Origin of the sequence: Chryseobacterium sp. ON_d1 (genome assembly GCF_006829085.1) — a bacterium.
In the GTDB taxonomy this organism is placed as follows: Bacteria; Bacteroidota; Bacteroidia; order Flavobacteriales; family Weeksellaceae; genus Chryseobacterium.
This window is the reverse complement of record NZ_BJTC01000003.1, coordinates 140,253-163,778: the sequence shown is the minus strand read 5'-3', so window position 1 is coordinate 163,778 and position 23,526 is coordinate 140,253. Positions and strand designations below refer to the sequence as shown.

Here is a 23,526-nt window from a genome sequence, read left to right as displayed (position 1 = left end):
TGTTTAGTACATCTTCTCTATAATATCTGCATATTTCTTAATTACCACATTTCTTTTGACCTTCAAAGTAGGGGTTATTTCTCCTGTATTGATATCAAATTCAGCCGGCATTAAAGTAAATTTTTTCACTTTCTCATAATCTGCCAGATGGCTTTGTAATTCTTTAATTTTCTCTTTATAAACATCAATTACCTTTTCATTTTTTACAGCCTCTTCCCAATTGGTAAAAGGAATATTATTCTTTTTGATATAGTCCTGTAAAAACTCAAAGTTAGGCACAATCAACGCTGAAACAAACTGTCTTCCTTCTGCAATCAGCATGATCTGCTGGATAAAATTATTATTGGTCAGAAGATTCTCGATCTGCTGAGGAGCGATATATTTTCCGTTGGAAGTTTTCATGAGATCTTTGATTCTGTCTGTAATGATCAGGTTTCCTTTATCATCAAACTTCCCTGCATCACCAGTCTTGAACCATCCGTCTTCTGTGAATACCTTCTGCGTTTCTTCAGGTTTATTGTAGTAACCTTTCATGATACCGTTACCTCTGGCCTGGATCTCATCATTTTCTCCGATACGCATTTCTACCCCCGGTAATGGTTTTCCGCTGGTTCCATGTTCAAAATGAGTAAGAGGGAAAAGAGTAAGGGTTGCAGTGGTTTCTGTTAATCCATATCCTACGGTTACATGAATTCCTACTGATTCAAAGAAACGGGTAACTTCCGGCGAAAGAGATGCACCACCACAAGGTAAGAACCAAAGTCTTCCACCCATTTTTTCTTTGATTTTACTGAAGACCAGCATATCCGCAACAGATTCTTTGAATTTCAGTCCAAAAGGAACCGGTTGTTCATTTCTTCTCAGTTCTGCAGTTTCCCATCCGGTTTTAAGTGCCCAGCTAAAGATTTTCTTTTTTAAAGGTGAACCTTCCTCCGCCTTTTCGAGAACTCCGGCATATACTTTCTGGAAAAACCTGGGTACAGCACACATTGCCGTAGGCTTCACTTCTTCCAGTGCCTTGGCTACATTTTTAGGGTCTTCCAGGAAATAAACACGCGCTCCGCCATATAAACAAAGCAAGCTCCAGCTTCTTTCAAACACATGACTTAACGGTAAAAATGCCAGCGATAATTCTTCTTCAAAGTTTTTAAACTTAAAAAATTCAAAATGGGAATCAAATGCTTTGATAAAATTTCCGTGGGTAAGCATTACTCCCTTTGGAATTCCGGTGGTTCCGGAGGTATAGATCAATGTGGCTGTATCATCATGCTCTCTTTTACAGATCTCCAGCTTTGGTGAAGCTTTTGCTATAAAATCTTCAAGGTAAAAGCTATTGAATTCCTTTTTGATCCATACTGCTTTTTTGGAAACAATAATCGTTTCCAGGCTGTTTTCTTCTTTATGTAAAAACTCCAGGCAGGCGTCATACTGCATCTGGTTTCCTACCAAAACAACTTTAGCCCCTGAATCGTTGATGATGTGCTCTGCCTGTTCAGCATTATTGGTAGAATAAATTGGTACTGTAACAGCTCCTATAGCCATTGAAGCAAGATCCATGATCATCCATTCGGACGAATTATCTGAATAAATAGCAACTCTGTCGTTTTCCTGAACACCCGTTTCCTTTAAAGCGTTGGCTGTTTTAAAAATAATCTCGCTGAATTTTTTCCAGCTCAGTTCTTTCCAGGCTTCATCTTTCTTTTTAAATCCGATGGCTGCTTTTATAGGATGTTTTTCTACATTTTTAAGGATAATTGCCTCTGCAAGATTCATTTCTTCAGCTTTTTGTCGTTAATATAATTATTCAGGTGAAAGTCTATACTTTCTTTTACGGGAATAAACTGATAGTTCAATTTTTCTTTGACTTTGTGATTGGAAATGGTGCTGAATGAAGATATGGCCTCGATATTGGATTTAGTCACCATTCTGAGCTTTGGAATCAGCCATCCGAAAAGGATGTTGGCTACCCTTCCGATATTTAGCTGGGTCTGGGTAAGAATTTTTGCTTCTTTAAGCCCAAGACGGGTCCTGATCTGTTTGGCAAGATCAGCATATCTGTTATTTTCCGCCACAATGATAAAGCGTTCTCCAAAAAAATTGTTTTCCATCAGTCCGATTGCCGTACGGGCTACGTCTCTTACATCAACATAAGCTGAACCTCCTGAAAAGGTAAAGCTGTTTTCTTCAAATGTAGAAAAAAGCTCACCGCTGCTTTGGTCCCAGTTTCCGCTTCCTATGATCATTCCCGGATTGATAATAATGACATTCAGGCCCTCTGCTGAGGCTCTCCAGGCTTCCATTTCAGATAAATGTTTTGAAATCCCATAGGCAGAGTGTTCCATTTTCGGATTAAAGTCAGAACTTTCGTCTAATTCTCCTTTTTCATTAAAATTATCAAGAACGGCAACGGAACTTACATGAAGAAACTTCTTAACGTCTGACCCTTCACAGGCAAACAATAAGTTTTCTGTACCCCTGATGTTGGTATGGTACAATTCTTTTTCGTCTTTCGGATGAAAGCTCACCTTTGCGGCACAGTGATACACCTCATCTACACCCTGCAGCACTGCTTTCAAAGAATCAAGATCATCAAAATCTACGTTTACCCATTCAATTTTATTAAAAAAATCGTCGGGATTCTCTGTATAAAAGCTGTATGAATGCCTTACGTCGTTTAAATTGCTGCCCGGTCTTTTGGAAGCACGTACATTTTTTCCTCTTTTAAGAAGTTCCAGTACAATTATTCTTCCCAGAATTCCGGTAGCACCCGTTACAAAAATCATTAATTATTTTACTTGATTGCTGACTAAAATATAACAATATTTTCTATCCGGCAATTCTTCCGGATCTATAAAAATTCTTCAGAAAAACTGCTTCTGCAAATTTGCGATTTTTAAAGCATAATTCCACTTAATTTAACCAATATTATCATTCCTCTACCAACAATCAGAAAAAAACTAAAATGCAGCATATGATTGTATGTAAAAGTCCTGAAAGAATTGACAGCTTTCAGGACTTTTAAGATTAAAAATATTTAATGCTAAGCCATTACCTCATTATTTCTCCTTGGAGCTTTGTCGCAAAGAACATCTGCAATACTTCTGGAAATAAGATTTCCTTCTGTAAGATTATCCAGCCAGAAGAATTCTCCTGCAGCATTGATCTCTATGAAATAATATTCATCTTCAGGAGAAACAATCATGTCTATTGCTCCATAATCTACGTTGTAAATATCAAGAAGCTCCAGCAGTTTGGCCTCTACATCCGCAGGAAGCTCTGTCCTGTTCCATTTATCGATAAGATTGACTCCGTCTTTTCTCCAGTCTATTTTAGCATCTTCTGACTGCTGGGAATCTATTTCAAATGCATAAACATCTCTTCCCACGATGGTAATACGGAGTTCTTTTTTCTTTTGAATCATCTGCTGAAACTGCATCGGACAGTACAATAATGAATCCAGTTCCTCTAACTTGTCCTCGCTCACAACATTGGTAAATACTACGCTTTCAACACCGTCTTCATAGATGGCAAAACCGGTTTGCATTTTGGCCACTACATTCTGATGTTTCAGAATAAATTTCCGGGCTTCATCAGGATTGTTGGTAAGGCAGGTGGCAGGAATGGTCAGTCCCAGTTTATCTGCGATTTTCAGCTGTTCTTCTTTACTGTCAAGCCTTCTGTAAACACTTGGTTTTCCCAAAGAATAGGCATCCACAGATTCAAAGAAACCAAAAAGTGTATTCCTTATTTCTCCCATTGCCGCTCCGTAAAACTTAGAATCCATTTCTTCTCTTAATCCTTTTCCGATATTGTAAGCTCTTCGGTACCAGATTGCCGAGATATCATCCAAACGGTGTTTTGCTTCAGGCGTTTCAAGAAAGCTCACCCATTCTCCATCCTGAAAAATAGTAGACAGTTTATTTTGTAAGGGATATACATCTACATCAAAGCGAATGACTTCACAGTTATTTTTTTCGATGTATTCTGTTACTTTTTCAATAGAAAAGTTATCCGCGGTATGCGTTATAATTAAAATTTTATTCATGGGAATTAATTCTTTTGATAAGGTTATCAGCAATTCTTTCTGCGATGGGAAACCCCAGTTCTTTCTGTAACATTCCCCATTCTCCCTGTGGATTCACTTCAAGGAAATAATATTTTTCGTCTCTGCCTTTGATCATATCAATAGCTCCCATATAAAGCCCCATTTCACTCATCATACCAGTTATATTGGCTTTTATAGCTTCAGGCAGTTCATATGCTGACCAGAAATAGCCTTCACGTGCTACTCTCCAATCTGCATTTTTGCTGTTATTGATCTTTCCTGTGAAAAAGCCGCCATCGATATAGACAATTCTCAATTCATATTCTTTGTCAATATAAGGCTGAAAAATCATAGGGCAATAGGCAATATCAGAAAGATGTTCAAGAGAATCTTCCTCTATAACCATAGTCGAAATCATATTTTCTCCTGACATTGTTTTTGCGGTTACTCCATGAAGCTTTGCGATTGCTTTTCCCTGGCAGTATTGATGGAAAAATGCCATTATTTTTTCTTCATCATTGGAAAAGATGGTTTTGGGAATTGTTAAATTATTTCTCTGTGCCATTTTCAGCTGAAATATTTTGTTACCATCAACCTTCTTTTCATTCTCATAAGGGTTAATCCAGGGAACATGCTCTAAGGCAGTCATCAGATTGTACCTAAGACTTCCATATTCATTCAGAAAAAGTCTTTCATAATCCTGATCCAGTTCTTCAGGAGCATTTATTCTCCAGGCTTTTCTGTGCCATACTCCTTTAATATCATCAGAATGTATTGTATTTCCAAGCTCATCAGTCAGTTCAAATGAGTTTTCATGAATGCTGATCTTCTGAAGATGGTTCAGGCGGTCAGAATTGAGTCTGAAATAAGGAATATTTTGAGAGGCCAGATATTCAAAAAAGATATCGATGTTATAAAAATCCTGTGAGTGGGTGATGCAGAGAATCATTTGCTGGTTTTATTAAAAAGGGAAACTTAATGTTTAAGTTTCCCCTACTATTTTATTTAATATTCTTTCTGATCTTACAGTGGAAGGTGGATGACATCATCATCACCGTCAGATGGATATTTCATGGTTTGCATCATATCATCTTTTGGAGATGTCACCGTATCTACTGTCGGCTTTGTGATCAAATCCGTTTGAGCAAGGGTTATATCACCTCCTCCTTTTACTGTTTCAGGATCCTTTACCTGTTTTTCTAAGAATGATGCGAAAAAAGGCTTCTTCTTTGAGTTGTTGCTTTTCATAATGTTTAGTTTTGGTTTGATTTATAATTTAGCTTATGCTTGTATATTTTCTCATACTTCTAAAACATCCTCATCACCGTCAGAAGGATATTTCATCGTTACATTATCATTATCAGGCTTAGTAACATTATCCTTAAGAGGTGTAGTGATCTGATCCTGCAGGGCTGTAGTAATCTGATCTGCAAGGACAGAAGTAATACCTCCTCCTTTTACTGTCTCAGGATCTTTAACCTGTTTTTCCAAGAATGTAGCGAAAAACGGCTTCTTTTTTGAATTTTTGTTTTCCATAAGTTAATATTTTTATTGTTTTGAAAATCCAAAGTACAAAAATTTCATCTTATAGAGAAATAATATTACGTTTTAATAAAATTTTAACATAATATAGAAAAGTGAAGTATAAAATTAATTTAAACCAAGAAATTCCTTAACAACATTTGCAAAATCAATAGGATTTTCCGCCTGTACCCAATGTCCTGCATTCTTTACTGTAACTATTTTAGCTTTAGGAAATTGCTGCTTGATTCCATATTCATCCTGCGGCAGGATATAATTGGACTTTGCCCCGGCTATAAATAATGCATCCCCTTCAAAAACTCCGAATTTAATAGCATTGGATACAAATTCATTATACTTTTCGGATAATGTTTTAAGATTGAATCTCCAGCCCAGTTTTTTTTTTTCATCCCAATAAAGGTTTTTCGTTAAAAACTGCACTGTCGATCTTTCCGGAATGTACTGATTCAGGACAGCTTCCACTTCATTTCTTGAGCTCACAGTATTAAAATCAACGGTTTCCAGAGCTTTGATAATTCCTTGATGATGCGGTGGATATGCTTTAGGCGAAATATCCACAACAATCAATTTTTCAACACGTTCAGGGTATTTTATGGCAAACTGCATGACTGCTTTCCCTCCTAATGAATGCCCCAGTACATGTGCCTTCTGAATTCCGTAATGATCCATATAACGGGCAATGTCATCTGCCAGATCATCATGAGACATGCTGTCTGAATGAAAGCTTCTTCCATGATTTCGAAGGTCAATCAGATGTACAGGAAGAAATTCTCCCAGATCTTTTCCAAAGCTTCCCCAGTTGTCAAGCATTCCAAATAATCCATGAAATACAAGAAGCGGCGTGTGGGTCAAATTTTCGCCGAATATTTTTGAATTTAAAATTTCCATATTTTACAAATTAAAGGTGAGAATTCAGAAATCAGATAAGATCAGAAACGAAGTTTTACCAGCTTCTAATCTCTAAGTTCCGGGTTCTCATTAATTACCATTTCGCCAGTCTCTTCAGATAAGCCTGAACTGTATTTTCCAATCCCATATAAAGCGCTTCTGATACTAAAGCGTGTCCGATGGATACCTCCAGCAGATTGGGAATGTTGTCTGAAAAATATTTCAGGTTTTCTAAGCTCAGATCATGACCGGCATTAATACCCAGCCCGAAATTGGTAGCTTCAATGGCTGTATCATAATAAGGTTTTATAGCCTGTTCTTTATGGGTCAGATAGTCTTTTGCGTAAGCTTCCGTGTACAGCTCTATTCTGTCAGCTCCGGCCTTAGCAGCATATTCTACCAGTTCTGGTAAAGGATCCAGGAAAACAGAGGTACGGATTCCAGCTTTTTTAAATTCTGCAATGATCTCTGTAAGGTAATCCAGATGTTTTTTTGTATCCCATCCTGCATTGGATGTAATGGCATCATCAGCATCCGGTACCAGGGTTACCTGTTCTGGTTTCACATCAAGCACCATATCGATAAAACTCTGATGAGGATTTCCTTCAATATTAAACTCAGTCGTAACCAGCGGCTTCAGATCATAGACATCTTTTCTTGTGATATGCCTTTCATCAGGCCTTGGATGGATGGTAATTCCCTGTCCTCCAAATTCCTGAATTTTTACAGCTGCTTCTGTAACACTTGGGGTTTCACCTCCTCTTGCATTTCTTAACGTCGCAATTTTATTAATGTTTACGCTTAGTTTTGTCATTTTTTATTTTAGATGTTAGATATAAGATGTCAGAAGTCAGAGGCCCGGGACCGGAAGCAAATCCGGACCTTGTGCTTCAATGGGTACTTCTGCATTCAAGATCATTTAAAAATTGAATTAAAATTTATATTTAAAAGGGATAATACTTCCAGCTTCCCTCTCCCAGCTTCTGCTACACTTTCACACTTACCTGCATCACCTGAAGTTCAAATTCTTTTGAGGCTACCAGCAGATGATCAAAGATGTCTGCCTGGATCTGTTCAAAACGTTCCCATTTGGAATCATTGGAAAAACAGTATACCTCAAGGGGAAGTCCTTGTGGAGTAATATCCAGCTGACGCACCATGCGGGTCCCATGCTTGTCTACATCAGGATCATTTTCAATATATTTCTGTGCATAATATCTGAAAACCCCGATATTGGTAAGCTGCCTTCCGTTCACAATCTTATCTTTATGGATCAGGCTTTCTTTCTCTTTTTTGATTTCAGAAGTTCTCTCTTCAAGATAATCTGATATTAAATTGATTTCTTTCAGGCGTTCAATATCCTCGTCTGTGAGGAATTTAAAAGAATTAATATTGAAGTAAATTGATTTTTTTATTCTTCTGGTATTGGATTCAGACATCACCTGCATATTTTTGATTTCAGTAGTCATCAGATCATAGGTTGGAATCGTGGAAACCGTTTTATCAAAATTGGTGATCTTGGTTGTCAGAAGATTGATCTCTGTAATGTTTCCTTCAATACTGTATTTGGGAATGCTTACCCAGTCTCCTACTTTTAAATTTTTAGAAGTGGCAACGTGAAGACCTGTTACAAATCCCAGAATTGTATCTCTGAAAACCAATACCAGTACAGCAGTAATTGCTCCGAGACTTCCTACAATTGTAGTTCCTTTGATCCCGAAAATCACACAGATTCCTACAACGGTAAATATGAAAATTCCTAAAATCTTTACGGTTTCTGAGATGGCATTAAGCGCCATTATCTTATAGAAATCCTGTTTGATGCTAAAATAATTTCTGAAAGCGGTCAGCGATCTGTAAAGCATTCCTGCAAGTATCAGCACCAATCCCAAATTGACACATCTTATAATGAAGATGGTTGTTTTCGGAAGTGCATTTTCCGGAAATATCGATCCCTGGATAGCTCCCACCACAATCAAAGCAGCAAAATGGGCTACGGAATTGGTTATTTTCGACTGATAAACAGATTTTAAGATCGGAAACTTCTGCTCGTTATGAAACAGCCTGAATACCGAATTGATGATGAACTTAAAAGCAAAATCAGTAATTAAAAACAAGACCAGAAGTAAACTCAGTTTTACAATGATATGAAAAACCCAGTCCAGCCCGGTTGGTGAAATACGGGTAATATAGATATAAAGCTGCTCACTCAGCTCCTGTATAAAATTTTTGGTTTCTTGTAACTGGTCATTCATTACAGCAAATTTATGAAATTAAGAATCATCATTTTACTATTCACAATCAATTTTCATCCCAAAAATATTCATTGAGAGATATTGATTGAATTATACTAAAAATATCAAAACCTCTACAGCACCTCATTACAAATGAAAAATTAACTATAAATAACAGATTTAAGTAAAAAATATTAAAATAAATTACAATTTTAATGTTTTAATATTAAAAATTTATTAAATTTGATTAAAACTAAACTCATCAAAATCAATTAAATATGAAACAAAATTACCTGTTAATCTTGCTATGCACGTTTGTGCTTTTAGTCAATTGCAAAGGAGATGATACTCCTGAAGAAAATCCTGCCAAAGTAGTCGCCACAGGAAAACTGGAAGGTAAGGTATTTGCTAAAAACGGTACCAAACCTATCGGAGGAGCACTCGTATTTACTACAGATGCCCAGAGCAATATCTATCATACTTATTCCAGTGCTGACGGCAGTTTCAGCTTAACAGCTCCTGAAGGGAATACCACACTCCACATTCAAACGGGTGATGGTAAAAATTTCAGAACAGAAGTTCCGGTTACTGTTAAAAAGAATGAAACTGTTACCATTACCGCTAATGATTCAAAACTGAATCAGATTGCGAAAATGGCTTACGTAAAGGGAAGCTATGACAAAATTGAAGATATTATAACTTCTCTAGGCTATACAGCAACTGAGATCAGCTATCAGGATTTAAAAAATATCAATACGATTTCCCAGTATGACATTATTTTCCTGAACTGTGGTTCCCGCACAACCACCCAGACAGGAACCTCCACTCCGTCCAATGACGTTAATGTTTACGCTAATCTTTCCACTTTTGTGACCAATGGCGGAAGCCTTTATAGCTCGGATTGGGCCTCGGCTTATCTGGTAGGAGGAAATACAAATACCGAGAATTGCAATGCTCCTGGAGGTTTCATCAATGACAATCTCCTTTGCCTGAAAAATACAGGAGCTGCAGGTACTTATACAGGCTGTAATGTTTCCAATACAGCATTAGCAAGTGCATTAGGATTTAATACATTAGATATTGAGTATGATCTCGGAGCCTGGGAAAAAATTCAAAACTATGATCCTGCCTTCTGGGATGTTCTGGTTCAAAAAGGCAATGAACCATTAATGATAAGAACAGGACATTATACCAATCCTTCTGATCCACAGACTCCCGTAGGCAATGCTTTAAACAACAACCATATTACCATCTGCCACCACACAGCCAGTGGAAATAATATCACCATTACAATTAATCAAAATGCATGGAGTGCCCATCAGGCACATGGAGATACAATGGGACCATGTACAGGGAACTCCAGCAGCGGTAATATCTACTATACCACATTCCATAACCATGCAACCGGGAATATTGGTAAAGCAGGACCCATCCTGGAATATGTAATCTTAAATTTGTAATAAAATTTTATAACTCAGTTCTCAAAGTGGCTTTTTATAAGGCCACTTTTTTTATATTGCATCTAATTTAAGAATGTAAATGGATACAACAATTATTAATATTTTCTGCCTTATTCTATTATTTGTCGGAATATTGGGAACTTTTCTTCCGGTGTTACCAGGACTTCTGCTGAGCATTTGCGGGCTTCTGATCTATAAATTCGGGACGGATGCAGATCTTTCTATGATCTATATCTGGGCATTCGGAATTCTTACGGCAGCTTCTGTCGTGCTCAGCTATGTTATTCCTGCAAAAACCAACAGAAAATACGGAGGTACGCGTTGGGGAAGTATGGGTTCTGTCGTAGGAACCATCATTGGGATATTTATTCCTATTCCACTCGGCTTTCTGATAGGTATGTTTGCCGGAGTATTTATCGGTGAATTACTTCACGACAGCAAGGATATGAATAAAGCTTTACGATCAACCAAAGGGGCACTGATTGGGTTTATTTACGGAACCGGATTCAGCTTTGTGGTAGGAGTGGCAATGTTTTTGGTAGTACTACTTAATATGTTTAACGTCATTTAATTAAATATAAGAAACTATGTTCCATAAAATTGTCCTACTCAGCCTGGGAATATTTGCATTAACAGGATGCGATGCCCAAAAGAAATCAAAGATAAACACAAAAGCCACTGAAATGCCAGCAGGTACAAAATCTACAAGCGCCAATAATCAGCAAGATGGCATTATATATCTTAATGAAGGGGAAAATAAGTTTTTAAGGGAATATCAGATGAATGTAACATTCAAAGGCGTTTCTGAGGACAGCCGCTGTCCTGAAGGAGTCAACTGTATCTGGGCCGGAGTAGCTCTTGCACAGGTGGAAGTAATGGGAACCTCTACCCGACCTGCTATTTTGAACCTTGCCAGTGCAGATTACCCGGGAAGAAACTATCATCAGTCAGCAGAATTCAACGGGTATACTGTTACATTACAGGAGATTGCACCCTATCCGAAGCAGCAGGATGGAACAAAAGCATTAGCCGGAAAATATAAAATCGGAATCACTATAAAAAAAGCCGGCCAATCAGCTGATTCTACCAAGAAATAGGTTTCTTTCCTTTAGAAACGAGATATTCGTTAATTTTTGAGAAAGGCTTACTTCCAAAAAAACCTCTGTGCACAGAAAAAGGTGAAGGGTGTGCCGATTTCAGAATAAAATGTTTAGCCGGATCTATCAGTTCGGCTTTTTTCTGTGCAAAAGCTCCCCATAAAACAAATACAACGTTTTCTTTTTTATCTGAAATTTCCTTAATAATAAAGTCCGTAAACTTTTCCCAGCCAAGATCTTTATGAGAATTAGGAGAATGGGCACGAACCGTTAAAGTGGCATTTAACAGTAAAACGCCTTGTCTGCCCCAATCGTCAAGTTCTTTGGAGGTTCTTACAACTCCTAAATCATCTTTCAACTCAATGAAAATATTCTTAAGTGACGGCGGTGCCGTTACCTGTTCAGAGACAGAAAAGCATAAACCGTTGGCCTGATAATCATTGTGATAAGGATCCTGCCCTATAATCACCACTTCCACATCATCAAAAGCCGTAAGCTCCAATGCTCTGAAAATCTGATTTTTCGGTGGAAAAACTTTGGTTGTAGCGTATTCATTTTTTACTTTTTCCCAAAGGGTTTTAAAATATTCCGTGCTCTTTATCGGGGCTAAAATTTCTGTCCAGGTCATACTGCAAAAATAATAATATTAAAATAAGAGTATCAATTATACCTTAAATATCTTCACTTTTCTTTCAATCAGCATATATGAAAAATAAGACAGCAGTAGTGAAAAAGTGATTAATAAAAGGGAATTAACAAGCGGCAGATCTACTATTATAAAGTTCTGACTTTTAACAATATAATGTACAATATACAATGAATACGAAATATTTCCTAAAATATAAACAGGCCTGGTTTCCAGAAACACCTGAAGATAATTCTTTTCTTCTGTATATAATTGTCTGATCATCAATGCCGACAAAAATGGTATAAAAACCAGCCCTCTTGTTGTAAACAGTGATAGTAAAGATAGCGTGAATACAGCATATACAGGCCAGCGGCTTTTTATTTTAAATCCCGGGAGTAAAGCAACTCCGATTCCAAAAAAATAAGAAGCTATTGTTCTGATTAAAGAATTTACGCCATATGGAATATCAAGGTATTTTGAAGATTTCCACATATTGGCGGCCCCTCCCGGGTTAAAGTACATATCAGGAAAATGCGGAAGTGCTACCCTTAAAAGCAAACCTCCAACAATCAGAATTTCACCACGAATTTTATACCGAATAATCAGATAAAGCATAAAAGGAAATATCAGATAGCATATCCATTCTGTACTCAGAGACCAATAAACGATATTCAATAAACGGTCTGGATTAAAAAAGCATTGTACCAATCCGGCATTGATAAAAAATGTAAACCATGAGATTTTCCCTGCCAACAGGATTATCAAAATAATTGAAATAAAATAGACAGGATAAATCCTATTGACTCTTTTCTTATAAAACGTCAGGATTCTTATAATCTCTAGATTTTTAAACTTATCGGAATAGGAAACCGTCAGCAAAAAAGCACTTAATACAAAAAAGACATCTACAGCAAGATATCCTTTTCCTATAATATGCTGAAGAATTTCGTTTTTGAAATCAAAAAAATGAAAAAAAGTCACCCATAACGCCATCACCCCTCTAAGTCCCGTTAAAGATTTTATTTCTTTTTTCATATAATTTCAATCGGCAATAAAGATAGAAAAAACCTGTCAGATTCTAGTGATGACCGTGGGAGCGCCCCTTAAGACTAAAGATTATATTATCAGGAAAACCTTCGTCCTTCTCCTCTTCCAACAAAACAAAATTATGTTTCAAGAGAATTCCTTTTGAGTTTTCATTAAACTTATTGGTAATAGCGAGGATTTCCTCTAAATGCAATTCATTAAAACCAACATCCAAAACAGCTTTCAAGGCTTCAGACATTATTCCCTGCCTGTGGTATTCGGGTAGCAACTCATAACCGACTTCCGCTATTTTACGGTCTTCAGAAAAATTCCAGAGACAAATTGTTCCGATAATTTTCGGCTGCTCTTTTAATGAAATTCCCAAATAGATAGTTTGGTTATTTTGAGTTCTTTCTTTAATGGTTAAAATAAACTGGAGTGCATCGTAATTATTTTTAGGAGAGTTCCTTATAACAAACTGATTGATGATTTCATTGCTCCGAATGCGTAAAATATCCTCTACGTGGCTTTCGTTGATATTTCTCAGTAATAATCTTTCGGTTTCCAGTTTCATATCCCAAATGTAATAAAAAGAACATCACAATTTAGGTAAACACTAAAGACGGAATCAAATTTATTTAAATGTAAAGATTATTAGATTCTATTATCTGACTGGAACAGATAAAGAAATACGACTAAGTCGCTGACGAAGCAGAAGAATAATCCACACGCTCAGATGAATTAATTTCATTGATCCCACCTTTGCTCTCTTGAAATAAAATCCTATAAAAAATAAAATCTGTGCGCTTAGAAATTGATCTTTTTTGATACTTAAAGATTTTCAAGAAAAAGTAAATTATCAAATTCAAAGGTAATTTATTCTGTAAATCTCTCAGATATACGTAATAATCAAAATTCTCACTAAATTTGCACTGTGTATATAGATAAAGAAGATTTAGACGAATTAGAGTTTCCGCAATTGCTCGCGGAAATCTCCCCATTTGCGTATTCTCCGAAAACAAGAGAAAAAATTCTTCAACTTCGTCCGATGGAAATAGACGAGGCAGAACTTTCATTAAAAAAAACTTCAGAATATCTGTCGAGTTTTGAAAGTTCAAATGCGATTCCGTTTGATGAATATGAAGATATTGAAAGTGAGCTGAAACTGATGCTGATTGAGAACTACCGTCTGGAAAATGCTGCTTTCATCAAAATAAAAACCATTACGGAACAGATCGGAAAACTGCAGAAGTTCTTCCCTACCATGCCGGAAACTTTTCCTACTTTATTGGAAGAAGTTTCTGTACTGGAATTCAGAAAAGAGATCATTGAGAAAGTTGATAAGGTTTTTAACCGTTTTGGTGAGGTCAAAAATGAAGCTTCCCCGGCTCTGAAAGGGATAAGAACTGAAATCCAGCATGCTAAAAAAGCGATCCAGGAAAATTTCAACCGTGCACTTACCACCTATGGACAGAGTGACTTTCTGGATGATATCCGGGAAACGATTATTGATGACCAGAGGGTTCTGGCTGTAAAATCAGGATTCAAAAAAAGAGTTGCCGGAAGAACATTAGGAATATCCAAAACAGGCTCCATTACTTACATTCAGCCGGACAGTGTTGTAAAGCATTACTTCAAACTTCGTGAAAATGAAGAGGAAGAGAAAAAAGAAATCGATAAAGTTCTCCGTAAACTTACAGCAGAACTGGCAGAATTTCAACCTCAGCTATGGAGATACCAGGTGTATATTTTTGACCTTGACCTTACGAGAGCAAAAGCGAAATTTGGTGAACTGATTAATGGAGTTCTTCCGAAAATCAATCATCATAAAACACTGAGATTAAGAGATGCCTATCATCCTCTGTTATGGTTAAGAAACAAAATAGAGAATAAAACGATTCATCCACAGACGCTTACCTTAACTGAGCACAACAGAATCATCTGTATTTCCGGTCCCAATGCCGGAGGAAAATCAATTACCCTGAAAACGGTAGGATTATTACAGCTGATGATTCAGAGTGGCATCCTGGTTCCTGTTCATCCAAAATCTGAAATGTTTTTCTTTGAGAAGATCATGACTGATATTGGAGATAACCAGTCCATTGAAAACCACTTATCGACTTATTCTTCAAGGTTGAAGAAAATGTCGGGAATCATCCGAGAAGCAGATGCCAATACGCTTCTGCTTATTGATGAATTCGGTACCGGTTCTGATCCTGAGCTGGGAGGTGCCCTGGCAGAAAGCTTCATGGAATTTTTCTATGATAAAAAAAGTTTTGCCATCATCACGACACACTATACCAATATTAAACTGGTGATAGAGCAGCTTCCGAATGCCCAGAACGCAGCAATGCTCTTTAATGAAGAAACATTGGAACCCATGTATAAGCTGGAAGTAGGACAGGCAGGAAGTTCATTTACCTTTGAAGTTGCAGAAAAGAATAAAATTCCAAGGTTTATCATCCATTCTGCCAAGAAAAAGGTAGAACATGATATTGTTAATCTTGACAAAACGATTGTAAAACTGCAGCAGGAAAAATTTGAGGTCGAAAAACTGAAATCCGATCTTGCAGAAAGAAAAGAATCCGTAGAAGATAAGCGTGATAACCTCCAGAAACTGAATGACCAGCTTCAGCAGAAGCTTTTCAATTTTCAGAAACTATACGAAGAGGAACACCGCAAACTTCAGTTCGGAAATAAAATTGAAGCATTCATCGACAGCTATACCAAAGGTAAGTCCAGAAAAGATGTTGTAAAAGATTTTGTCAAACTTCTTGAACAGGAGAAATTCAGAAAATTAGGCACGGATAAGGATGAGTCCAAACGTCTGCAGGTTGTTAAGAGAAAAATCACCCAGCAGCTGAAAAAAGAGGAAGTGATTGAAAAAATTGCTGAAACGAATGAAAGACTGGAAGAAAAACGTAAAACTGACCGTGCTGCATGGATGAAAGTCGGACAGCGTGTCCGTATTACGGGAAGCACCAGTGTAGGAACCATTGAAAAAATTTCACGCAACAAAGTGATCGTCAATTATGGAACTTTCAAGACCACGATTGATGCGGATGAACTTGAGAGAATTTAATTAATCCAAGGATTAAATATGCTAATACTAAGAGAGCCCTTTTCAGGGCTCTCTCTTTTATTTATTTCTTAATGAATTTTAATCTCGCTGCTTTGTCTTTCAGATGAATAAAATAAACTCCTTTTGATAAATGATGTACGTCTATTTTATAATTATAAATTTTCCCTTCTCCTGATTTCTGTCCTGCAGCATTATAAATTTCATAATCCATCGCTTCTGAAACTCCTGAAATATTTAAAATATCACCAACAGGATTTGGATAAATATTTATTTCACGATTTATCATCTCACGTTCATTAACATTCAAACTTACAGGATCAATAAATTCAACTTCATAATCCTGTATTTCTGCTGTAGGTCCACAATTTGAAAAATAAGGTGTCGTATTAGATATGACTCTCATAGCAACTTTACAATCCACCTGTCCGGCCTGTAGAGGTACATTAAAAGTTGCTGTAGGATTCATATCAGTACTATTACTTGAGTATAAGATTCTTTCAGTAGAATCGAATGCTCTATCACCATTGTAATCAATCCAAATTCCTATAGTAGTTGGATTTTGAGTAGCAGGTCCGGCTTTAGTTACAGAAATTGCGTTATTAGTACTTCCACGAACCAATTTTACCTTACGAGTAGGATCAGAGCGATAATCAGCATAAGCCTTTGTCCCTGTTGAACTACTTGTCATTGAAGGCAAATCTGTAGCATTTAGTGTAATATTAGATGCATATAAATAAGGAGTAATTGTTGCTGTAGAATTTTCCATACAATACCACATAGGAGTTGTAAATATAACGGGAGCTGAATATCCTCCTCCAGCCTGCACATAACTTACTTTTACTTCATAAGTGGTACATTGTGTCAAATTAGTAATAGTTATACTGTTGCTTGTAGTGTAATTTGTACCACCTGATCCCGGAAGACCAACCTTATTATAAGATACTGTACTTCCTGTACCAATTTGAGGAGTCCAGGAAACAGTAGCACTCGTAGGGGTTATATCCGTAACCGTAACACTTGCTGGTGGTAACAATAATGAACTTGTATTTTCTTTACCCTTCAATACATTACATTGATAAAACGAAATAATTGACAAAAGAAATAATAGAACTAGTTTTTTGATCATGATTATAGCTTAAAATATTAACACCAAATTTAGCCAAAATTTTAAATAAATTTAATGAATATTCAGAATACCAATCTTTTTAAGTTATGTAATAATAATATATTACCCCATTATTATTTTCTTTTTAATACATTTGAAATTCAGCTATAAAATATCAGACAGCCATTCTAAATATATTGAACATGGTCAGAAACTTTACTATTCTTTGGATTTTTTATAAAAAAATCCTTATTCCTGCCTTGCTGTTTTCATTACTTATTTCTTTTTGGCTCCCCTACCGGTTGGAAACATTTGGATTAAGCTTTCTTTTAATTTTACCGGTTCTTCATTACTTTATTTATGAGTTAAGGTTTAAAAGCGAATATTACTTTTATGCCAATTTAGGATTTTCAAGGCCTTTTCTTTGGGCAGGAACGATCGTATTGGGACTCTTTGTAAAAATTATAATATTGTTCTTATGAGTAAGCTTCATGTTGATAGTATTACAAAATCTTTTAATGAAAGAAAAATTCTGCAGGATATTTATATAGGATGCGAAACAGGGCAAGTCATAGGCCTTCTTGGCAGAAATGGAAGCGGAAAGTCAACACTGTTAAAAATTATCTCCGGAACTGAGCATGGTGATACTCAGTTTATAAGATGTGACAACAAAATTTTGAGAACCATACCTAATAGAAAAAACAGAATTTCCTATTTACCACAGGATCTTTTTTTACCAAAATATATAAAAATAAAAAATCTGATTCCTCTTTTTTGTAATCAAAGGAATACTGAGCTGCTTTTTACTTCAGAATTTGTACAGCCTTTCCTTCATGAAAAACCTAAAAACCTTTCCAAAGGCGAACAGAGAATTATTGAAACGCTGATGATCATTTATTCTGAAGCTGACTTTATTTTACTGGACGAGCCATTCCATAGTCTTTCTCCCAAGGTTACTGAAGAACTAAAGAAAAACATTCATCAGGAATCAGCATATAAAGGCTTTATCATTTCTGATCATAATTTTAAAGATGTTATGGATATTTCCGGTCTTATATATCTGCTTTCTGAGGGTCACCTGAAACAAATAAAAGATTTAAGCGAACTGCAGCGTTATAATTATATTCCGAAAAGCATTTAATTTATATATTTGAAGAATCAAAAAATTTTCATGATGACTTTCATAAACAAAGCATTCTATTTATCCGCTTTCAGTATTTTTTCTTTAGCTTTTGTAAAAGGACAGAACAAAGTTCCTTTCGGAGTGGTAAAAGCTGAGGAAGGATATGCCAATGTACGGGTTCATAAAGACAATTACAGAAAAATTGTGGACAAGATCCGTATGCGTAAAGGTGATGTATTTGTTTATGTAAAGCCTGCTCCCGGAGAAACAGAATGGATCTGGATCAAATATCCTGAAAAGCAGGATGATGACAAACCGTTTGTACGTTATGAGACGCTTGATAAAGAAGGAATGGTGAATAAAGAACGTATTGCTTATATTGATCAGCTTCCTGCCTATACTCCCTCCAAATCCAAAAACGGAAGATCACTTATTTTCACCGATAATTCTGATCCTAAAATTCCCACTGCCCAAAGAAGCAAAGTGGTGATTGATATCTATCCTTCCAATGCAGGATACCGTAAAAAGGAAAAAGACGCTGATGGGAAACTTCTTACCATTGATAAAGTAAAACCCTGGGGAATTGGAAATGACCTTCCTGAAGGAATGACTGAAATCAAATCAATCAGGGTACAACAGCCCGGAAGAGGTTCTGTTTTTGTAAGAGAAGCCATCAAAAACATGTTCCAGCCTACCATGGATTTTGAGAACGTTGGAGTAACTTCCCTTGATAACGATAATATTTTCCTGTATATGATCAACGGCTCAGGAGAAAACAGATACACAACATTGTGGACCATCAAGAAAGGAAGAGTAATCAGCCAGATTATTTATCATAATCCGGAATAAATTCATTATTTTTGCATCCGAAAAAGTTTTACGCTTATTCATCACAGAAATTGGTTCTGCATCACTGCAGATTAAAAGGGAACCGTGTGAAAATCACGGACTGTCGCGCAACTGTAAGTAACTGAAGTCTTTATCAAAGATCCACTGTGCGAGGCATGGGAAGGAGATAAATGATGTTACAAGTCAGGAGACCTGCCTTTTTCTTAAACATGTAACTTTCGCGGTCTGAAGTTGTATTGATCTGATGAATTGTTTCAGGAATTCTCCAAATTCCTGTGATTATTCTGTTGTTTTAATATCATTTCATATCGCTTTAATTAATAATGATATATGACTACAGAAGAAAGAATTGAAGCATCCGAAACCAGAATCTTTAAAGCGGTTTTCCCTAACACAACCAATCATTACGACACCCTTTTTGGTGGTACGGCCATGCAGTTGATGGACGAAGTCGCTTTTATCACCGCAACCCGCTTTGCCAGAAAAAGAGTAGTAACGGTAAGCAGTGACAAGATCGATTTCAAAAAACCTATTCCTGCCGGAACTATTGTGGAACTGATCGGGAAAGTTTCCTATGTAGGAAAAACCAGTATGAAAGTAAACGTTGAAATTTACACTGAGCAGATGTATTCCTACGAAAGAGAAAAAGCCATAGTAGGTGATTTTACTTTTGTAGCGATTGATGAATTCAAGAAACCAATCCAGATACTATAAATACTAAAAGTTTCGGGCGGCCGGAGGCCGCCCGAAACTTTCCCCGAAGCAATATAATATATCTTCATTAAACAATGATTGGAATTCATTACGTTTTTCTTTAATTTTAGCCCTCGGGAAATTATTCTTACTATTTCCCAAAACTATAGAAGAACTGATATTACATGAAAAAAATTATTTTAATCATTACACTCGTCCTTTCAGTATCATTAGCAGCACAAAGAGACGTAAAAATTGAACTCCCGGAAAGTTACGAATTGGGAAATATCATTTTAGCACTCACAGAATACGGTAAAACAGATCCATATGACGTTCAGAAAGTTTCTCCGTATTATGATGAAATTATGTCTTATTTTGAGCCTGTAAAAGATCACCCCCTCTTAAAAAAAGTAAATTATTCAAGAAAAGACTGGAAAAAATTTCTGGGCTTCCGTACTGACTTTTATGCTTTTTCATTTGATGGAAATGGATTGCTTACGAGAGATTTTCCATTCAATTCATTTGGTCCCAAAGAAGTGGATGAAAATCTGGAACTGATCAATGATTTTGTGAAGAAATCAAATTACAGGGCTTTTTATAAAAATCACCAGCAGTTTTATCATTCTTTAATTGCCAATTACAAAGAGTATTATTACATCAATGATACCTATGCTTTTTTGGATAAAATAGCAGAAAGACCTGCCAATGAAGGAGGTAAAAAGTACATTATCGCCATTTCTCCTTTGGTAGGCGGGCAGAATTGCCATAGAGATATCAACAGCACCTTAACTGTTGACTTTCCTAATATCGGAGAAGATCTTATCCTTGGAAATTTAAAAGATAATCTTGCAAGAAGGATTCTTGATAATCACACTGTATTTTCGGAAATAGACCATGGCTATGTGAATCCTGTTTCTGATAAGTACTCAAAGGAAATAGCAGCAAACTTCAATCTGGCAAATTGGGATAAAAACTCAGGATATCCGGGTATCAATTCATTTAATGAGTATATGACATGGGCTGTTTACGACTTATTTATCAGAGAAAAATTTCCAAAAGAAAAAACGGACAGTCTTTCTGCAATCTATCATAAAGTGAATATCAGACGTGGATTTATTGCTCAGAATTTATTTTCTGAAAAGGTTATACAGTTTTACAAAAAGCATAAAAGCCTGGACAAGCTGTACACTCCATTATTACAATGGACGAAGACAACAGGAAAGAAAATTTCACAGCCTTCCGTAGTTAATGCCAACAACAAAGATTTTAAGAAAGTTGACCTCAGCAATGTGGTGGTACAATTCACAGAACCTATGAAAAAGACAGCTACTCTTCAGCTGAGACTGTTCGAATATGTGGATGGAAAAGAAACAAACAATACAGTTTTTATCGTTAAAAATCCGGTTTGGTCTAAAGATGGAAAAGAAGTAAAGTTTAAACTGGATACTTCTTATAAGAATTTTGAACTGAGATTTTATATCTGGAACAGCATCGCAGGGTTTTATTCTCAAAACGGAATTTTATTAAACCCTGATAACTATTTACTTCTATCCTCATAAAAATAAAGACCCTGTTCAATGATTGAACAGGGTCTTTATTTTTTTAAATTATTTCAAAACTTTTTCCGTTTCCAGATTCCTGTTCAATAAAAACTCAAAAGCCTCTCCCATTTCATCTGATGCTCTGCTGATTGCATTTTCAAGCATATTTCGGATCTGCCTCTCTGTCACTCCTGCTTCAGTCCAGCTCTTTCCTGTCGTATGGGAATTCAGGATGAATGGCATGATTCTGTCGATTCCGCAGGCAAAGACAGCATCAGGAGTTTTCTCATCTTCAAACTCCAGCCATAAATTAAAAAACTCTGTTCGTAAAGGTTCATCCAGTATTCCAAAGATCTTTTGGGCAGATGCTTTTTCTCTTTCAAACTTCCCCACCATTGCTTTTTCGTCAAAAATAAAAGTATCTCCGGCCTCTATCTCCACAAGATCATGAATAGAAAGCATTCTTATCACTCTTAATAAATCGATATCCGCACGGTTTTTGGCATATGGATAAAGAATCTGAGCCAGAATGATAATCTGCCACGAATGCTCTGCGGTATTCTCTCTTCGGGAGTCGTCTGCATTATAATTTCTTCTCTGCACGTTTTTAAGTGCATCTACTGCCAGGATAAAATCAATTTCTTTCTGAATTTTCATCTTACTTCTTATTTCTGTTATATTGATCTGACGGATATACCTTTGTTTTGGTAATCCATTTATTATTGAGCTTTTCTTTGGTGGTCACTTTTACGCGGCCTTCTACGGTCATATCTTCTTCTTTTTCAAAGACTTTATCAAGTCCTTTATTGGGAATGACGGCATATTCTATGGTAAAAATATCACAGCAGCCGGATTTTCCATAAGAAATAAGGCGTTTGCGCCGGGCGTCCACATCAAAAATATCAAGACCGTTTGAACCTAGTTCTGTAAGCTCTTCACTTTTTACAAATGCCATTCTTGTTTTATTGAAGACATATACGTCATAAGAGGCACCACTGTAATTCCCCATATTTCCGTTCCTTATAGCCACATCTTCGGTTCCGTCAAAATTAAAGTCATCTATAATCACACACCGTTGGTCCTTTGAAAGCGGAATCAATTTTCCCGGAACCAGTTTTTGACCTTTCTCTGCATATAAAACAAGGTCATCAGAAATAAAGGTCTGTACCTTGCTGTTTTTATGATCAAATAACTCTACTGTACCTTTTCCTCCACATCTGTCATCATAACAATTTTCTATCTGGATAACAGCATCATAACTTTTTGATACATCTTTAACTTCAAACTGATATTGCCCGAAGCATGCTGGCCCAAGCAAAACAAAAGCCGATATATGCTTATATTGATTAAATAAATCCATGGTAATAGTAAGTGATTTAGGTATTTTTAATTGCTAACAAAAATACGAATCATAATACCGATCTCAAAATTCCAATGACTTATAAAATAGCCGGTTCTTTAAACAGAAAATTTATAGCAAGCTTTTCCTGCTATCCGTTCATACTCCTCGCGCCAGGGCTTTCATTCTGAATGTAACCGAAGAATCCAATGCCTGCTGTGGGGTAACCACTTCTATCAGGGCTATGTATCAGTAATGGGAATAAGAATTAAGTAAAAGGCTATTTTTTCTCTCCATTCTATTAAAAGTTTAAATTTTCAGGTATTTTCTGTCTAAATTTATTTTATTCAAAATTCAGAATAAAAATTATCTATCTGATTATTAACATATTATATATTTTATTTTAAAAATTTCACTACTTTGTATTGCATAATACCATTTTATTTACATATCTTTGTAATGTAAAATTAGAATAGGCTCAGCTAGCTAGGAGCATCTTTCTAAAAATATAACTAATTAACAAAACTTATCAAAGATGAATACCGAAAATACCAAAGCGCAAATGCGAAAAGGAATTCTGGAATTCTGTATTCTAAGTCTCATCAATCATCGCGAAATGTATGTTTCCGATCTTATTGACGAACTGAAAAAAGGAAAACTGGATGTAGTGGAAGGGACCCTCTACCCTCTTCTTACAAGACTTAAAAACGGAGAATTTCTCTCTTACAGATGGGAAGAATCTACAGGAGGACCACCCAGAAAATATTATCAGATCACTGAAAAAGGAAAACTTTTCCTGGATGAACTTCAAAATACATGGAATGAGCTGACAGCTTCAGTAAACCAAATCACCCAACAAAATTAAAAAACAAAG

24 protein-coding genes and 1 riboswitch are annotated in these 23,526 nt (G+C 36.2%); of the genes, 9 read left to right on the top strand and 15 right to left on the bottom strand.

Annotated elements, in window-relative coordinates; all coding sequences use genetic code 11:
* Positions 1 to 3 precede the first annotated feature (3 nt).
* From CRS_RS06270 to CRS_RS06230, 9 genes are all read right to left on the bottom strand, one after another.
* Positions 4 to 1,773 carry a long-chain fatty acid--CoA ligase gene (locus CRS_RS06270; protein ID WP_142723216.1) on the bottom strand — a complete coding sequence of 590 codons (1,770 nt, stop codon included), beginning with the start codon at positions 1,771 to 1,773 and terminating at the stop codon, positions 4 to 6.
* Positions 1,770 to 2,783, bottom strand: coding sequence for an NAD-dependent epimerase/dehydratase family protein (locus CRS_RS06265; RefSeq protein WP_142723215.1), 1,014 nt, complete (start codon positions 2,781 to 2,783; stop codon positions 1,770 to 1,772). Before CRS_RS06265 ends, CRS_RS06270 begins: the two co-directional genes overlap by 4 nt.
* 257 nt (positions 2,784 to 3,040) lie before the next feature.
* Positions 3,041 to 4,045, bottom strand: coding sequence for an MvdD family ATP-grasp ribosomal peptide maturase (locus tag CRS_RS06260; RefSeq protein ID WP_142723214.1), 1,005 nt, complete (start codon positions 4,043 to 4,045; stop codon positions 3,041 to 3,043).
* Positions 4,038 to 4,994: an MvdC family ATP-grasp ribosomal peptide maturase gene (locus CRS_RS06255; protein WP_142723213.1), complete on the bottom strand. Its 957-nt coding sequence runs from the start codon at positions 4,992 to 4,994 to the stop codon at positions 4,038 to 4,040. The genes CRS_RS06260 and CRS_RS06255 overlap by 8 nt, the downstream gene beginning before the upstream one ends.
* Positions 4,995 to 5,068: 74 nt before the next feature.
* Positions 5,069 to 5,293 (bottom strand): microviridin/marinostatin family tricyclic proteinase inhibitor, encoded by a 225-nt coding sequence (locus CRS_RS06250; RefSeq protein ID WP_142723212.1) that lies wholly within the window; start codon positions 5,291 to 5,293, stop codon positions 5,069 to 5,071.
* A 51-nt stretch (positions 5,294 to 5,344) separates the two neighbouring features.
* A complete protein-coding gene (locus CRS_RS06245; RefSeq protein WP_142723211.1) occupies positions 5,345 to 5,581 on the bottom strand; it encodes a microviridin/marinostatin family tricyclic proteinase inhibitor in 237 nt (78 codons plus the stop codon).
* A gap of 114 nt (positions 5,582 to 5,695) precedes the next feature.
* Positions 5,696 to 6,475 (bottom strand): alpha/beta fold hydrolase, encoded by a 780-nt coding sequence (locus tag CRS_RS06240; protein ID WP_142723210.1) that lies wholly within the window; start codon positions 6,473 to 6,475, stop codon positions 5,696 to 5,698.
* Between the two features lie 94 nt (positions 6,476 to 6,569).
* Entirely contained in the window at positions 6,570 to 7,289 is a 720-nt protein-coding gene (locus tag CRS_RS06235; protein WP_142723209.1) for a pyridoxine 5'-phosphate synthase, read from the bottom strand.
* Positions 7,290 to 7,461: 172 nt separating this feature from the next.
* Positions 7,462 to 8,730: a mechanosensitive ion channel family protein gene (locus CRS_RS06230; protein WP_142723208.1), complete on the bottom strand. Its 1,269-nt coding sequence runs from the start codon at positions 8,728 to 8,730 to the stop codon at positions 7,462 to 7,464.
* Positions 8,731 to 8,987: 257 nt separating this feature from the next.
* Here CRS_RS06230 and CRS_RS06225 point away from each other — a divergent pair, with 257 nt between their 5' ends.
* From CRS_RS06225 to CRS_RS06215, 3 genes are all read left to right on the top strand, one after another.
* Positions 8,988 to 10,169: a carboxypeptidase-like regulatory domain-containing protein gene (locus CRS_RS06225; RefSeq protein ID WP_172617011.1), complete on the top strand. Its 1,182-nt coding sequence runs from the start codon at positions 8,988 to 8,990 to the stop codon at positions 10,167 to 10,169.
* A 79-nt stretch (positions 10,170 to 10,248) separates the two neighbouring features.
* Positions 10,249 to 10,740: a DUF456 domain-containing protein gene (locus tag CRS_RS06220; protein WP_142723207.1), complete on the top strand. Its 492-nt coding sequence runs from the start codon at positions 10,249 to 10,251 to the stop codon at positions 10,738 to 10,740.
* A 16-nt stretch (positions 10,741 to 10,756) separates the two neighbouring features.
* The gene (locus CRS_RS06215) at positions 10,757 to 11,266 is read left to right on the top strand and encodes a hypothetical protein (protein WP_142723206.1); all 510 of its coding nucleotides are present in this window, start codon (positions 10,757 to 10,759) and stop codon (positions 11,264 to 11,266) included.
* Here CRS_RS06215 and CRS_RS06210 read toward each other — a convergent pair.
* Genes CRS_RS06210 through CRS_RS06200 form a run of 3 tightly spaced genes read right to left on the bottom strand, consistent with a single transcriptional unit; the run spans position 11,253 to position 13,494 of the window.
* The gene (locus CRS_RS06210; RefSeq protein ID WP_142723205.1) at positions 11,253 to 11,894 is read right to left on the bottom strand and encodes a uracil-DNA glycosylase; all 642 of its coding nucleotides are present in this window, start codon (positions 11,892 to 11,894) and stop codon (positions 11,253 to 11,255) included. The genes CRS_RS06215 and CRS_RS06210 overlap by 14 nt on opposite strands.
* Positions 11,895 to 11,930: 36 nt before the next feature.
* Positions 11,931 to 12,929 (bottom strand): acyltransferase, encoded by a 999-nt coding sequence (locus CRS_RS06205; protein ID WP_142723204.1) that lies wholly within the window; start codon positions 12,927 to 12,929, stop codon positions 11,931 to 11,933.
* A gap of 43 nt (positions 12,930 to 12,972) precedes the next feature.
* Positions 12,973 to 13,494, bottom strand: coding sequence for a GNAT family N-acetyltransferase (locus CRS_RS06200; RefSeq protein ID WP_142723203.1), 522 nt, complete (start codon positions 13,492 to 13,494; stop codon positions 12,973 to 12,975).
* 360 nt (positions 13,495 to 13,854) lie between these two features.
* On the opposite strand from CRS_RS06200, the gene CRS_RS06195 reads away from it, so the two are divergent.
* Positions 13,855 to 16,002, top strand: a complete 2,148-nt coding sequence (locus tag CRS_RS06195; protein ID WP_142723202.1) for a DNA mismatch repair protein MutS — start codon at positions 13,855 to 13,857, stop codon at positions 16,000 to 16,002.
* 61 nt (positions 16,003 to 16,063) lie between these two features.
* On the opposite strand, the gene CRS_RS06190 is transcribed toward CRS_RS06195, so the two are convergent.
* The gene (locus CRS_RS06190; protein ID WP_142723201.1) at positions 16,064 to 17,128 is read right to left on the bottom strand and encodes a T9SS type A sorting domain-containing protein; all 1,065 of its coding nucleotides are present in this window, start codon (positions 17,126 to 17,128) and stop codon (positions 16,064 to 16,066) included.
* Between the two features lie 457 nt (positions 17,129 to 17,585).
* On the opposite strand from CRS_RS06190, the gene CRS_RS06185 reads away from it, so the two are divergent.
* The 4 genes from CRS_RS06185 to CRS_RS06170 all read left to right on the top strand — a co-directional run bounded on the left by CRS_RS06185 (position 17,586) and on the right by CRS_RS06170 (position 21,331).
* A complete protein-coding gene (locus tag CRS_RS06185; protein ID WP_142723200.1) occupies positions 17,586 to 18,248 on the top strand; it encodes an ATP-binding cassette domain-containing protein in 663 nt (220 codons plus the stop codon).
* 30 nt (positions 18,249 to 18,278) lie between these two features.
* Entirely contained in the window at positions 18,279 to 19,079 is an 801-nt protein-coding gene (locus CRS_RS06180) for a hypothetical protein (protein WP_142723199.1), read from the top strand.
* A gap of 34 nt (positions 19,080 to 19,113) precedes the next feature.
* Positions 19,114 to 19,294: riboswitch (cobalamin riboswitch) on the top strand.
* A 115-nt stretch (positions 19,295 to 19,409) separates the two neighbouring features.
* The gene (locus CRS_RS06175) at positions 19,410 to 19,793 is read left to right on the top strand and encodes an acyl-CoA thioesterase (RefSeq protein WP_002977578.1); all 384 of its coding nucleotides are present in this window, start codon (positions 19,410 to 19,412) and stop codon (positions 19,791 to 19,793) included.
* A 164-nt stretch (positions 19,794 to 19,957) separates the two neighbouring features.
* The gene (locus CRS_RS06170; RefSeq protein ID WP_142723198.1) at positions 19,958 to 21,331 is read left to right on the top strand and encodes a DUF4932 domain-containing protein; all 1,374 of its coding nucleotides are present in this window, start codon (positions 19,958 to 19,960) and stop codon (positions 21,329 to 21,331) included.
* A 48-nt stretch (positions 21,332 to 21,379) separates the two neighbouring features.
* Here the strand turns inward: CRS_RS06170 and CRS_RS06165 are convergent, their stop codons facing one another.
* Entirely contained in the window at positions 21,380 to 21,970 is a 591-nt protein-coding gene (locus CRS_RS06165) for an HD family hydrolase (RefSeq protein ID WP_142723197.1), read from the bottom strand.
* Position 21,971: 1 nt separating this feature from the next.
* A complete protein-coding gene (locus CRS_RS06160) occupies positions 21,972 to 22,673 on the bottom strand; it encodes a hypothetical protein (RefSeq protein WP_142723196.1) in 702 nt (233 codons plus the stop codon).
* Between the two features lie 514 nt (positions 22,674 to 23,187).
* Between CRS_RS06160 and CRS_RS06155 the strand changes: the two genes are divergently transcribed.
* Positions 23,188 to 23,517 (top strand): PadR family transcriptional regulator, encoded by a 330-nt coding sequence (locus CRS_RS06155; protein ID WP_142723195.1) that lies wholly within the window; start codon positions 23,188 to 23,190, stop codon positions 23,515 to 23,517.
* Positions 23,518 to 23,526: the final 9 nt, after the last annotated feature.